Source organism: Pectobacterium quasiaquaticum, assembly GCF_014946775.2.
Taxonomy (GTDB): Bacteria; Pseudomonadota; Gammaproteobacteria; order Enterobacterales; family Enterobacteriaceae; genus Pectobacterium; species Pectobacterium aquaticum.
On the sequence record NZ_CP065177.1, the window covers coordinates 859,700 to 873,593 of the forward strand.

A 13,894-nucleotide genomic window follows, 5' to 3' on the forward strand; every position below is an offset into this window, starting at 1 on the left:
ATAAATATGTGGTTGAGAGACAGGTCACAGCGGAGGTGTGGGGAACAGACTTTGGCGCACCTTATTTTTTGTTTGTTTTATAATCGAGAACTCAATGAACGTATCCTCCATCGAGCGCCTGCTCGCCATCATGAAAACTCTGCGCGATCCTGAAAACGGCTGCCCGTGGGACAAGAAACAGACATTTGACACTATCGCGCCCTATACATTGGAAGAAACGTATGAAGTGCTGGATGCCATCAGCCGTCAGGATTTTGATGATTTGCGCGGTGAGTTAGGGGATTTGCTGTTTCAGGTGGTGTTTTACGCGCAGATGGCGCAGGAAAAGGGCCTGTTCGATTTCTCCGACGTGTGTAACGCCATCAGCGACAAATTGGAACGCCGCCACCCGCATATTTTCGGCGATCTGACGCTGACGGACAGCGATGCCGTGCTGGCAAACTGGGAGCAGACCAAAGCACAGGAGCGAGCGGAGAAAGATCGTCATTCACCGTTGGATGACATTCCTGATGCGCTGCCTGCCTTAATGAAAGCGCAAAAAATTCAGCAGCGTTGTGCCTCTGTTGGCTTCGATTGGGACAGTCTGGGTCCGGTGCTCGATAAAGTGTATGAAGAAATCGACGAGGTGATGTTTGAGGCGCGGCAAGCCGTTGTCGATGAAGAAAAATTAGGTGAAGAGATTGGTGATTTATTGTTCGCCACAGTCAATCTATCTCGTCACCTAGGGCACAAGGCCGAGAATGCGTTACAGGCGGCGAATCGTAAGTTTACGCGTCGTTTTCGTAAGGTAGAACAAATCGTTACGGCATCGGGAAAAACGCTGGAACAGGCGACGCTGGACGAAATGGAAGCGGCATGGCAGCAGGTGAAAAAACAGGAAATAGACCATTAATCCGTTTTTAATCGCAAACCCTGTTTTTATCGATTTTAATGAATTTATTGCTTTGTTATTAAAGGTAATTATTGGTTTTGGTGAGGGTGGTTTTACCTCGCCTTAGAGTGTGTTGGAATCGCCACATTGTGTAAAACGAACATTTGTGGCGTTCATCAGGTTCAGGTATACTACTTTCCCGTCTTGGTACCTCCATCGTCTTTAAACCTAAACTCTCAGGTTCAGCATGACAACTAATTATATTTTTGTGACCGGCGGGGTCGTTTCCTCTCTGGGTAAAGGCATTGCCGCAGCCTCTCTGGCGGCTATTCTTGAAGCCCGTGGCCTCAACGTTACCATCATGAAACTGGACCCGTACATCAACGTGGATCCGGGCACGATGAGCCCGACGCAGCACGGTGAAGTGTTTGTCACCGAAGACGGCGCCGAAACCGATCTGGACTTGGGTCACTACGAGCGTTTCATCCGCACTAAAATGTCGCGCCGCAACAACTTCACCACTGGCCGTATCTACTCTGATGTCCTGCGCAAAGAGCGTCGTGGTGACTATCTGGGCGCGACTATTCAGGTGATTCCACATATCACCAACGCGATTAAAGAGCGCATCATTGAAGGTGGCGAAGGCCACGATGTCGTTCTGGTCGAAATCGGTGGTACTGTTGGTGATATCGAATCTTTGCCGTTCCTTGAAGCGATTCGGCAGATGGCGGTGCAAGTGGGCCGCGAGCACACCCTGTTTATGCACCTGACGCTGGTGCCGTATCTGGCGGCGGCAGGTGAAGTGAAAACCAAGCCGACGCAGCACTCCGTTAAAGAACTGCTTTCTATCGGTATTCAGCCTGACGTGCTGATTTGCCGTTCCGACCGCACCGTGCCTGCCAACGAGCGAGCAAAAATTGCTTTATTCTGTAATGTGCCGGAAAAAGCAGTAATCTCCCTTAAAGACATTGATTCGATTTATAAAATCCCGTCGCTATTGAAATCACAGGGGCTGGACGATTATATTTGTAAACGATTCAGCTTGGATTGCCCCGAAGCCAACCTGTCAGAATGGGAACAGGTTGTGTATGAAGAAGCCAATCCGGGCGGCGAAGTGACCATCGGTATGGTCGGTAAATATGTTGCGCTGCCGGATGCCTACAAATCTGTTATCGAAGCCCTGAAACACGGTGGGTTGAAGAACCGCCTGACGGTAAATATCAAGCTGATCGACTCACAGGATGTTGAAACCCGTGGTGTCGAAGTATTGAAAGATTTAGACGCTATTTTGATTCCGGGCGGTTTTGGCTATCGTGGCGTCGAAGGGAAAATCATGTCGGCGAATTACGCCCGTGAGAACAAGATCCCTTATCTGGGCATTTGCCTGGGGATGCAGGTCGCATTAATGGAATTTGCCCGTAACGTTGCTGGGATGGAAGGGGCAAACTCAACGGAGTTTGTGCCAGACTGTAAGTACCCGGTGGTTGCGCTGATTACAGAATGGCGTGATGAGAACGGCAATGTTGAAGTCCGTGATGAAGCAAGCGATCTGGGCGGCACCATGCGCGTTGGCGGGCAGCAATGCCATCTGACCGAAGGCAGTCTGGTGCGTCAGATGTACGGTGAGCAGACGATTATCGAACGTCACCGTCATCGTTATGAAGTTAACAACATGCTGTTGAAACAGATTGAAGCGGCGGGATTACGGGTTGCAGGCCTTTCCGCCGACCGCAAACTGGTGGAGATTGTCGAGTTACCCGATCATCCCTGGTTCGTTGCCTGTCAATTCCACCCGGAATTTACATCAACACCGCGAGATGGACATCCGCTGTTTGCCGGCTTTGTCAAAGCCGCTGGCGCGTACCAGAAGCGTCAGGTGAAGTAAGAGTTATATCAGCAACGCGCGATCTATCGCGCGTTGCTCGTCTAGGGTTTTAGTTCTATCTAAAGTTTTAGTTTAACTTGTACTGAGGAAAATCTAATGTCCAAAATTGTTAAAGTCATCGGCCGTGAAATCATCGACTCACGCGGAAACCCAACTGTTGAAGCGGAAGTTCATCTGGAAGGTGGTTTTGTAGGTCTGGCTGCTGCGCCATCAGGAGCTTCTACTGGCTCTCGCGAAGCACTGGAACTGCGTGACGGTGACAAATCCCGTTTTCTGGGCAAAGGCGTAACGAAAGCTGTTGCTGCTGTTAATGGCCCGATTGCTCAGGCTGTACTGGGTAAAGACGCGAAAGATCAGGCGAACATCGACAAGATCATGATCGATCTGGATGGTACTGAGAACAAATCCAAGTTCGGTGCTAACGCCATTCTGGCTGTTTCTCTGGCTGCGGCTAAAGCAGCAGCAGCGTCAAAAGGCCTGCCACTGTACGCGCACATCGCTGAACTGAACGGCACTCCAGGTAAATATTCCATGCCACTGCCAATGATGAATATCATCAACGGCGGCGAGCACGCGGATAACAACGTTGATATCCAAGAGTTCATGATTCAGCCTGTTGGCGCGAAAACCCTGAAAGAAGCCATCCGTATGGGTTCTGAAGTGTTCCACACCCTGGCTAAAGTTCTGAAATCCAAAGGTATGGGTACAGCTGTTGGTGACGAAGGTGGCTATGCGCCAAACCTGGGTTCCAACGCCGAAGCGCTGGCTGTTATCGCTGAAGCGGTAAAAGCAGCAGGCTACGAGCTGGGCAAAGACATCACGTTGGCGATGGACTGCGCAGCGTCTGAATTCTACAAAGACGGTAAATACGTTCTGGCTGGCGAAGGCAACAAAGCGTTCACCTCTGAAGAATTCACCCACTTCCTGGAAGATCTGACCAAACAGTACCCAATCGTCTCTATCGAAGACGGTCTGGACGAATCTGATTGGGCTGGCTTCGCTTACCAGACTAAAGTTCTGGGCGACAAAATCCAGCTGGTTGGTGACGATCTGTTCGTAACCAACACCAAGATCCTGAAAGAAGGTATCGAGAAAGGCATCGCTAACTCCATCCTGATTAAATTCAACCAGATCGGTTCTCTGACCGAAACGCTGGCTGCAATTAAAATGGCGAAAGATGCAGGCTACACGGCTGTTATCTCTCACCGTTCAGGCGAAACTGAAGATGCCACCATCGCTGATCTGGCAGTAGGTACAGCGGCTGGCCAGATCAAAACGGGTTCTATGAGCCGTTCTGACCGTGTTGCTAAATACAACCAGCTGATTCGTATCGAAGAAGCGCTGGGTGATGCTGCACCGTTCAATGGACTGAAAGAAGTTAAAGGTCAGTAATTACGTTTCTGGTGTCGTCAGACCGCGGATAAAACGGCCTGATATACGCCAACGTGATTAACTATAAAAATCCAGAAGCGTGAAAACGTTTCTGGATTTTTTTATGACGGACATCCTTGTCCGTCACCCTTCGGGCCGTTGCTTACGCAACGTTGAAAAACGTTCCCGACGTTTTTTTATGGCAGACATCCCTGTCTGCCACCCTACTGGCCGTTGCTACGCGATGCTGAAAAACGCTCTGATACCGCTAGTATCGATCACGCTAGCTGTTTGAGAATCGCTTTGGCAACCACTTCCGAGCTGGCTGGGTTCTGACCGGTGATCAGCTTGCCGTCTTCAACGAGGTATGGTGCCCAGTCTGGGCCTTTTTCGTATAGTCCGCCGAGTTTCTTGAATTCATCCTCAATCAGGAAAGGTACGACGTCCGTCAACTGAACTGCTTCTTCTTCACCGTTGGTGAAGCCCGTCACTTTGCGGCCTTTAATCAGGGCATCGCCATTTTCTGCTTTAACATGAATCAGTACGCCTGGGGCGTGGCAGACAAACCCGGTCGGTTTGTTGGCGCGTACAAAGGCTTCGATGAGCGCGATAGAGACAGGCGATTCTGCCAAATCCCAAAGCGGGCCGTGGCCGCCGGGGTAGAAGACGGCATCGAAATCCTGTTCGCTGACGGTATCGAGTTTTACCGTATTCGCCAGTGCCTGCTGCGCAGCCGGGTCTGCTTTAAAGCGATGTGTCAGTTCGGTTTGAAAATCAGCCAGATCGCTTTTCGGGTCGAGAGGCGGCTGGCCGCCCGCAGGGGAGGCGAGCACCAGCTCGGCGCCTGCGTCTTTAAAGGTGTAATAAGGGGCGGCAAACTCTTCCAGCCAGAAGCCGGTTTTATTGCCCGTGTTGCCCAGTTTGTCGTGAGAAGTCAGTACCATTAAAATTTTCATCATTTTTCTCTCTATTGTTGCAGGATGATCGGGTGGATAGACGCCAGTTAGCCTTTGAGGACGGCGACAATCGCGTCTTGTTTTTCATGGTAAGGCGCACGCAGTGTCAGGTTAGACGCACCATCTTCACTTTGTATGACAATCGGTTTGGCATGGCTGAAACGGCGGAATCCGTGAACGCCGTGGTATGCACCGATACCGGATGCGCCAACGCCGCCGAACGGAAGTGTGTCGATAGACACGTGCGTCATCACATCGTTGATAACCAGCGCACCTGATGTCGTTCTGGCTGCGAAACGCTGCTGCATCGTTTCATCGTTGCTGAACAGATACGCCGCCAGCGGGCGTGGGTGCGCATTGATGTAGTGAATCGGTTCCTCTGCTACCTGATAGGTTTTAATCGGCAGCAGCGGGCCAAAAATTTCTTCCTGCATGATCGTCATATCGTCATGTACGCCGAACACCAGATGCGGGGCAATCTTGCGGCTTTTCGCATCGTAGGGCGCTTCACCTTCCGGTGCCAGACTGACGACAGTTGCGCCCTGCTGTTCAGCCTCTTTCAGAATACGAATCAGGCGATCGTAATGCCTGTCAGCAATGATAGACGTGTAATCCGGGTTCGCCTGTAACGTCGGGAAACTTTTCTGCATAAAGGCTTTCGCGGCATCGCGGAAAGCCTGCTCCTGACCTTCAGGCAGCAAAACGTAATCCGGTGACAGGCAGATTTGCCCGGCGTTGAAGGTTTTCACCGTCAGCGTGCGTTCAACGGCTTCGGTGATGTTTGCGCTACGATCGATGACGACCGGTGATTTGCCACCCAGCTCCAGTGTAACCGGCACCAGATTCTCTGCTGCTGCGCGCATCACATGTTTCCCAACAGCGGTGCTACCGGTGAAGACCAGATGATCGAACGGCAGTTCGCTGAATGCCTGACCGATTTCCGCATCGCCCAACACGACGGCCAATTCCAGCGGGTCAAAATAGTGGGCAATCAATTCCGCCAGCAGTTCAGATGTGCGTGGCGTGAGTTCTGACGGTTTCAGAATCGCGGTATTACCGGCGGCAAAAATATCAGCCAGCGGGCCGAATGACAGGTTGATCGGGAAATTCCACGGGCTGATCACGCCGATCACGCCCAGAGGCTGATGCTGGATCCACGCCTGCATGCCGGGAGCGGGTTCATCAACAGGCTCTGGCTGCATCCAACGCTCAACGTTGTCGATGGCGTTCTGTAGCATCTTCAACGTAGTGCCGACATCAGCGGCGAAGGAATGATACAGGCTGCGATGGCCGAAATCGTCACTCATGGCCTGTGCGAGCGCCGCGTGGTTTTCACGGATAAGATTGATGCTGCGCTGTAAGCGATCTTTACGCAGTGTGGCATCGGCTGGGCCAGATGCAATGTGAGCACGCTTCATCGTATTCAGGATGGCTTGTAAATCCTTTTTGGATTGTTGTGTCGACATGTTTTGTCCCCTTTTCGTTGTCGAGTACCAGAGAAAACAGAAAGTTAACCGAGGGTTCCGGGTCACTCAAGATGGGATAAAGGATACGGCAGGGGTTGATCCGTCCGCCAACAAGATTATTATTCGAGGGGTATAAATAATTTTATAGGTATCATCGTATGTCACTTATCCGTCTACGCACGTTTGTGGAAGTCTATCGGCAGCGCTCGATTAGCGGCGCGTCGCGCGCGCTCAATCTGACCCAGCCAGCGGTGTCGCAGCATATTGCCGGGCTGGAAGTGGCGGTGGGGCGTCGTCTCTTTGAGCGTCAGGCAAACGGTGTAACGCCAACGTCGGCAGCGGATGATCTGGCGGCGGATCTGGGGGATAAGCTCGATGAAGCGGAAGCAGCGCTGGCTTCTGCCCGTGCGAGGTCAATGGACGTCGCGGGGACGCTGCATATCATTGGTCATGCGGATTTCATGGCAGAAGTGGTGTCGGAACAGCTATTGCCGCTGCTTGAGGCGGGCGTGCGGGTGCATATGCATACCGGCGACGGCGATTTAATTAAACAGATGCTGCTGGAAGGGCACTGTGATTTGGGCATAACGGCGCATCCGGTGACGGATAAGCGGCTGAAAAGCGATCTGTTAAAGAGTGCGACACTACAGGCGGTGGCGGCTCCCGCGATTGTCGAACGGCTCTTGCAGACGGGCGATCTGCCGCAGGCGCTGGCGCAGGAACCGATGCTGGCGTATGACCTTGAATTTCCTCTGATCGATCACTGGTTGAAGAAGAACCGCATGGAGGATAAGGGACTGGTGCCCGCGGTGGTGAGTCAGGATCTGCGTGCGCTGCGTCGTGTGCTAACCAGTGGATTTGGTTGGACGGTGATGCCGGTGTATTTATGTCAGGATCTGCTGGATACGGGGGCGCTTGCCATTATTCCGCCTCCTGTCGGCACCACGCAACTGGATTACTATCTGGCCTGGGTACCGGGCGCACTGCGCCAACCGCGTTTAGCCCATGCGCGGCAAACCTTCCTGTGGCGGTTGCAGCACGCAGAATAGCGCCATTTTTTTGCCAAAAAACGCCAATTTTTCAAAGCATCACAAGGCAACGTCCGCTGGCGACGTTGCCCTTCTTTCTGCTGACGTCCCATCTTCTATCCTGTGATCGCCATAAACGAACTGTTGGTTTCGTTCAGTTAAAATGCCTTTTTATAAAATCTTTGAAGCGGATCGCGCCAATCTTCCCTGTGCTGCCAGCGTGGGGCACGTGGTGGCAAACGCGCAAAGGTTTTCACGATCGCCGAGCGCTACCGTATCAGCGTGACACCTTCATAACTAAAAATGTTCGGGGAAGGATGGCGATGAAAACGCGTAAGATAGGTTTGGCTAACTATTTAGCCTACGGTTCAGGGGACTTTCTTGGTGCGGGTACAACAGCGCTGACGGCCGCTTGGTTACTCTATTTTTATACCACGTTCTGTGGCTTAACACCGATTGAGGCAACGTTTATTTTTGCGATGGCGCGTGTGCTTGATGCCGTCGTCAGCCCGCTGATGGGCTTTCTGACTGATAACTTCGGTTCAACCTGGCTCGGCAAACGCTTTGGCCGCCGCAAGTTCTTTATTCTGCTCGGTATTCCCTTCGTGTTCAGCTACAGCTTCATGTGGGTCGGGGATATGAGCTATTGGTACTATCTGCTGACGTACCTGCTGTTCGATGTCGTGTATACGATGGTGCTGGTGCCGTATGAAACGCTGGTGCCGGAAATGACCGATGACTTCAAACAAAAGACCAAGTTCTCCGGCGCACGTATCGCGCTGGCGCAGTTGTCCGCGATTCTGGCCGCGTTCCTGCCGGGTATCCTGCTGGGCTACTTTGGCAAAGATAACTCGGTGTCCTTCTTCTATTCGAGTCTGGTGTTCTCCGTTATCTGTGCGCTGGTGCTGACGCTGGTCTATCTTTTTACCTGGGAACGGCCACGCGATCAGATGTCGGAAGCGTCGCTGCGGGCGGAGAAAGAGCGCCAGTCTCTGACGTTAGGCCAAAGCCTGAAGCGGCTGAACGTCGAACTGGTTTCCACGCTGCGTATTCGCATTTTCCGTCAGCATCTCGGGATGTATCTGGGCGGGTATATCGCGCAGGACGTGTTTAACGCTGTGTTCACCTATTACGTGGTTTTTGTGCTGATGCAAAGCCCAACCATGGCGTCGAACCTGATGGGAACGATGGCGATTCTGCAATTCATTGCGGTGATTGGCATGATTCCGCTGTGCATCCGCTTTGGGCCAGCCCCGTCTTACCGCTTGGTCGTGTGCCTGTTTGGCGTGAGTGCGCTTTCCTATGCCGTCCTGTGGTACAGCGGTCTGCATGACACCTTCTCTCTATTGCTGTTGATTTCTGCGCTGGCGGGTATCGGACGTGGCGGGATCAACTACGTGCCGTGGAATACCTACACTTACATCGCCGACGTGGATGAAGTGATCACCGCGCAGCGTCGCGAAGGGATCTTCGCCGGGATTATGACGCTGACTCGCAAAGCCTCTCAGGCCGGTGCGGTGATGTTGGTGGGTATTGTGTTACAGCTCTCCGGCTTTGTATCCGGCCAGAGCGTACAGGCACCGGGCGTTAGCCACACAATTCTGATGATTTTGAGTTTCGGCACTGTGGGTGTGCTGGCGCTGGGCTTCCTGGTTTCTCTGCGCTTTAAACTCAACCTGCAAACGCACAGCGTGCTGCGGGAAGAGACGCTGAAAATGCGTGAAGCCGGGCGTCCTGTGCCGGAGAACATTACGCCGCAGGCGCGGGCAACGGTCGAAATGCTGGCTGGTATGCCGTATGAATCGCTGTGGGGCAATAACAACATCGGCTATCTGAATCGCCATAAAGGTGACAAGCCGGTCACGCACGCCACGCAGTCGTAACTGTATTGAACTGTTAACTGATAACTCAATTGGATGAATGACTATGACCGTATTCAGTGTAAAACATAGCCCGCTTTTACGTCAGCCAGAACGCTTCATCTCCCGCGAGGATCTGAAGGCGCTGATTTGCCGTATCACCGACAATCTGGTGAATATTGAGGATAAAACCGGTGAGTTTTTGTTACGGCTGGACGATGGTCGGGTAATTGATACCAAAGGCTGGGCGGGTTGGGAATGGACGCACGGCATCGGGCTGTATGGGATTTACCAGTATTACCAGCAGACGGGCGACGAGCAGATGCGCGCCATCATCGACGACTGGTTTACCGAGCGTCTGGCGGAAGGTACGCCGACGAAGAACGTGAACACCGTGTGCCCGTTCCTGACGCTGGCTTATCGCTATGAAGAAACGGGCGATGCGCGCTGGCTGCCGTATCTGGAGCGCTGGGCGGAGTGGGTGATGTATGAAATGCCGCGTACGGATAAGCAGGGCTTGCAGCATATTGTTTATAACAACGAAAACCATCAGCAGTTGTGGGATGACACGCTGATGATGAGCGTGCTGCCGCTGGCGAAAATTGGCAAGCTGTTAAACCGGCCTGAGTTTGTGGAAGAAGCCACGTATCAGTTCCTGCTGCACGTGCAATATCTGATGGATCGCGAAAGCGGCCTGTGGTTCCACGGCTGGACGTTCGAAGGACAACACAACTACGCGAAGGCTCGCTGGGCGCGTGGTAACAGCTGGCTGACGATCGTTATTCCTGAATTTATCGAACTGCTGGATCTGCCGGAAAATAACGCCACGCGCCGCTTCCTGTTGCAGGTACTGGAAAGCCAGATTGAAGCCTTGGCGAAATATCAGGATGACAGCGGCCTGTGGCACACGCTGATCGACGATCCGAATTCGTACCTTGAAAGCTCGGCAACCGCCGGTTTTGCCTACGGGATCCTGAAAGCGGTGCGCAAGCGCTACGTGGACCCGAGTTACGCTGAAGTGGCGGAGAAAGCGATTCGCGGCGTAATTAATCACGTCAATAAGGACGGTGAACTGACGCAAGTGTCATTCGGCACCGCGATGGGCAACGATTTGGATTTCTACCGCAACATCGCCTTGACCTCCATGCCGTACGGCCAGGCAATGGCGATCCTGTGTCTGGCGGAATATCTGCGGGTGTATCTGTAATTGGATTAACGCGAGCGTTGCCTCTTAGTCATATCGGTTATGCTGGCTAAGGGGCACGAAAGCCCCTCTTAATCTGCATACCAATGTGAGTAAGAGACAGGCTAAGCGGTGGGAATCTGCATAGGTTTCGTCTATTTCCCGCCCGCTAGATCGATAAAATTCCCTGTGACATAGGACGCCTCGTCCGATAACAGCCAGCCTATTGCCTGTGCGACTTCCATCGGGTGGCCGCCCCGTTTCATGGGGAGCGAGTGCTTGATGCGATCCACTCTTGCCGGTTCGCCGCCGTCAGCATGCATATCGGTATAAATAAAACCGGGACGCACGGCGTTCACTCGAATGCCCTGATCGGCGACCTCCAGCGATAAGCCAATCGTCAGCGTATCAAGCGCGCCTTTTGACGCCGCATAATCAATATATTCATGCGGTGAACCCAGCCTAGCGGCGGCGGATGACACGTTGACGATAGCCCCGCCTTTTCCGCCATGACGGAACGCCATACGCTTGACCGCTTCTCGGGCACAGAGAAAGCTGCCAATCGTGTTGGTGGCAAAAATATCGTTAAGCCGCACGGTATCAAGCTGTTCAATGGTGGCTTGAGGTTTCAGCATCGCGGCGTTATTCACCAGACCGGTGAGGCAGCCAAGTTCTTCATCCGTTCGCTTAAAAAGCTCGATAACCTGCTCTTCATCGGCGATATCGACCTGAACGGCGATGGCCGTCCCACCGTTAGCGCGAATCTCGTCGAGAACGCTATATGCACTGTCCTGCTGGGTGCGGTAGCCGATGCAAATCTTGTGGCCTTTGCCTGCCAGATAACACGCGGTTGCGCGGCCAATGCCGCGCGAACCGCCAGTAATTAACGTAATGAATGCCATTCTGATACCTAGTTCTTTAACCCTGCCACGCTGTAATTCGCTGGCAACCAGCGGTAGCCGTTAGTGGTGCCGTTGCGTTCCAGACGCGTGCCCACGTGGCCGATGCCGGGGAAGGGTAGGTGAGCGCCAGCAACCCAGTAACCCTGACTGGCGGCGTCGGCCAGCGCTTTATTACGGGATTCCGTCGCCTGATCCATATTTGAGTCAAAGCTGATGGTGGTGGCCGGTAAGCTCATTTGCACCGCTTCCGCATGAATGATGTCTCCCCATGCCAGCAGTTTTTTGCCTTCGCTCTCGATCAGAAAAGACGTGTGCCCCGGCGTATGTCCTGGGCTTGGGATCGCGGTGACACCGGGCAGCAGTGTTGTCTGTTGAGCCGAGAACGTTTTCAGCTTGTTCTCTTTGCGAATGGTATCAAAGAGGTTTTGCACGCGTTGGAACGCTGCTTTTCTGCCTTCAGGGGCATTTTTCAGGTTTTCTGGGCTGAGCCAGAAGTCGGTTTCTGGCTGGCTGACATACACGGTGGCATTCGGGTAGCTGAGTTTATTGTCCTGCACCAGACCGCCAAAATGGTCGCCGTGCAGGTGAGTCATCAATACGGTATCGACCTGTTCAGGTTTGTAGCCCGCCGCAATCAGGTTCGACAGCACTTTTCCGACCGTAGGGTTGCTCTGCTTGCCGTTACCTGTGTCGATTAGAATCAGGTGCTTGCCGGTATTGACCAAATAGGCGTTGATAGAGGTTTCTACCTGCGGCGTCAGCGCTTTTTCTGCTAGCAGTTCGGTGATTTTTTCCGGTGGGGTGCGCTGTAACAGCTTATCCATTAGCATGGTATTAGTGCCGTCAGACAGGGCGGTAATTTCGAACTGGCCCAGCATCATGCGGTAATAGCCCGGCTGCGTTTTAATCTGCGCGATATCCTGCGCCTGAGTAAATGCAGGCACAAAGGCACACGAGACGAATAATAGGGCCAGTGGTTTCAGTAACTTCATTGATTCTTTTCCTTGTTAATAATGAAACGTATGCAAGCAGGTGAAGTCGTAACAACAGATTGATTATGACGCACGGGCTAAATTACTCAACTGTCCCCAATTTAGTGTGCTCCAGCCAGATTTGCTAGCGCATTGCTGACGTCCTGCAACGCGAATGGTTTAGGGTATACTGCATTTTTAAGTGAGAGAGACAGTGAAAACCATGCAGTACCCGATTAATGAAATATTCCAGACGTTACAGGGCGAAGGCTATTTTACCGGTGTGCCGGCGGTGTTTGTGCGCCTGCAAGGCTGTCCGGTCGGCTGTAGCTGGTGCGATACCAAACATACCTGGGACAAGCTGGCAGAGCGGGAAACCTCATTGGATCAGGTGCTGGTAAAAACGGAAGAAAGCGATGCCTGGGGTGCGGCGAGTGCGGACGACATTCTGGCGCTGATGGTGCAGCAAGGCTACACGGCGCGCCACATTGTGATCACCGGCGGTGAACCCTGCATCCACGATTTGGCACCGCTGACGCTACAGTTGGAAAAGCAGGGCTTTAGTTGCCAGATCGAAACCAGCGGCACGCATGACGTGCGCTGTTCACCAAAAACCTGGGTGACGGTATCGCCGAAAGTGAATATGCGCGGCGGTATGAAAGTGCTCGATCAGGCGTTGCAACGGGCGGATGAAATAAAACATCCGGTGGCGCGTGAGCGTGACATTGAGGCGTTGGATGCATTACTGGCACGGCTTGATGATGATAAGCCGCGGATTGTGGCACTACAGCCGATCAGCCAGAAAGACGATGCGACTAAACTGTGTATCGAGACCTGCATCGCCCGCAACTGGCGGCTGTCTATGCAGACACATAAATACCTGAATATCGCCTGATATTCATTTACTGATAATAGCGACCGATCGTAGCGGCGTGAGTAAGGGATGCTCACGCCAGACTACAGCACCACCACTTCTTTTGTTACTCGCCTTTATAGACGCAGCCGGCAGTGCAGGTTTCTTTCACCATGACAGCGCTGAGCAGCGGTAATGTCGGCTTCAACTGATGCCAGATCCAGTGTGCCAGCACTTCGCTGGTCGGGTTTTCCAGACCGGGGATCTCGTTCAGATAGTGATGATCCAATCGTTCCCACGTAGGTTTGAACGCAGCTTTCAGTTCAGAGAAATCCATCACCCAGCCGGTATACGGATCCACTTCACCGGTAATTTCCAGCCTCACCATGAAAGAGTGCCCATGCAGCCGTCCGCATTTGTGGCCGTCTGGTACGTGGGGCAGATGATGCGCGGCTTCAAACTGAAAATCTTTAAAGAGTGTAGTGACCATAGCGATGTTCCCGGTTTCGTTCTGAAAAAGGGGCTCTCAGAACAGAGTATGCAAAAAAC

At 52.8% G+C, this 13,894-nt stretch carries 12 protein-coding genes; 7 read left to right on the forward strand and 5 right to left on the reverse strand.

The window, feature by feature from the left end:
- Positions 1–94 precede the first annotated feature (94 nt).
- From mazG to eno, 3 genes are all read left to right on the forward strand, one after another.
- On the forward strand, positions 95–892 hold the full coding sequence (gene mazG / locus IG609_RS03910; protein WP_193397299.1) for a nucleoside triphosphate pyrophosphohydrolase: 798 nt from the start codon (positions 95–97) through the stop codon (positions 890–892).
- 226 nt (positions 893–1,118) lie between these two features.
- Positions 1,119–2,756, forward strand: coding sequence for a glutamine hydrolyzing CTP synthase (pyrG, locus tag IG609_RS03915; protein WP_102117503.1), 1,638 nt, complete (start codon positions 1,119–1,121; stop codon positions 2,754–2,756).
- 96 nt (positions 2,757–2,852) lie between these two features.
- Positions 2,853–4,148 (forward strand): phosphopyruvate hydratase, encoded by a 1,296-nt coding sequence (eno, locus tag IG609_RS03920; protein WP_116155118.1) that lies wholly within the window; start codon positions 2,853–2,855, stop codon positions 4,146–4,148.
- Positions 4,149–4,405: 257 nt separating this feature from the next.
- Here eno and IG609_RS03925 read toward each other — a convergent pair whose 3' ends face one another.
- Positions 4,406–5,083 (reverse strand): type 1 glutamine amidotransferase domain-containing protein, encoded by a 678-nt coding sequence (locus IG609_RS03925; protein ID WP_116162497.1) that lies wholly within the window; start codon positions 5,081–5,083, stop codon positions 4,406–4,408.
- A gap of 47 nt (positions 5,084–5,130) precedes the next feature.
- On the reverse strand, positions 5,131–6,549 hold the full coding sequence (locus IG609_RS03930; RefSeq protein ID WP_193397298.1) for a coniferyl aldehyde dehydrogenase: 1,419 nt from the start codon (positions 6,547–6,549) through the stop codon (positions 5,131–5,133).
- 158 nt (positions 6,550–6,707) lie between these two features.
- Here IG609_RS03930 and IG609_RS03935 point away from each other — a divergent pair, with 158 nt between their 5' ends.
- From IG609_RS03935 to bglB, 3 genes are all read left to right on the forward strand, one after another.
- A complete protein-coding gene (locus IG609_RS03935) occupies positions 6,708–7,598 on the forward strand; it encodes a LysR family transcriptional regulator (RefSeq protein WP_102117506.1) in 891 nt (296 codons plus the stop codon).
- A gap of 302 nt (positions 7,599–7,900) precedes the next feature.
- A complete protein-coding gene (locus IG609_RS03940; RefSeq protein ID WP_193397297.1) occupies positions 7,901–9,460 on the forward strand; it encodes an MFS transporter in 1,560 nt (519 codons plus the stop codon).
- Between the two features lie 43 nt (positions 9,461–9,503).
- Positions 9,504–10,643 carry a beta-galactosidase BglB gene (bglB, locus tag IG609_RS03945; RefSeq protein WP_010309925.1) on the forward strand — a complete coding sequence of 380 codons (1,140 nt, stop codon included), beginning with the start codon at positions 9,504–9,506 and terminating at the stop codon, positions 10,641–10,643.
- A 131-nt stretch (positions 10,644–10,774) separates the two neighbouring features.
- On the opposite strand, the gene IG609_RS03950 is transcribed toward bglB, so the two are convergent.
- Together IG609_RS03950 and IG609_RS03955 are read right to left on the reverse strand one after the other, a co-directional pair.
- Positions 10,775–11,521 (reverse strand): SDR family oxidoreductase, encoded by a 747-nt coding sequence (locus tag IG609_RS03950; protein ID WP_116162399.1) that lies wholly within the window; start codon positions 11,519–11,521, stop codon positions 10,775–10,777.
- A gap of 8 nt (positions 11,522–11,529) precedes the next feature.
- Positions 11,530–12,513: an MBL fold metallo-hydrolase gene (locus IG609_RS03955; RefSeq protein WP_193397296.1), complete on the reverse strand. Its 984-nt coding sequence runs from the start codon at positions 12,511–12,513 to the stop codon at positions 11,530–11,532.
- A 202-nt stretch (positions 12,514–12,715) separates the two neighbouring features.
- Here IG609_RS03955 and queE point away from each other — a divergent pair, with 202 nt between their 5' ends.
- A complete protein-coding gene (gene queE / locus IG609_RS03960; protein WP_039285249.1) occupies positions 12,716–13,387 on the forward strand; it encodes a 7-carboxy-7-deazaguanine synthase QueE in 672 nt (223 codons plus the stop codon).
- A gap of 85 nt (positions 13,388–13,472) precedes the next feature.
- Here the strand turns inward: queE and queD are convergent, their stop codons facing one another.
- Entirely contained in the window at positions 13,473–13,835 is a 363-nt protein-coding gene (gene queD / locus IG609_RS03965; RefSeq protein WP_010309068.1) for a 6-carboxytetrahydropterin synthase QueD, read from the reverse strand.
- Between the last annotated feature and the right edge of the window lie 59 nt (positions 13,836–13,894).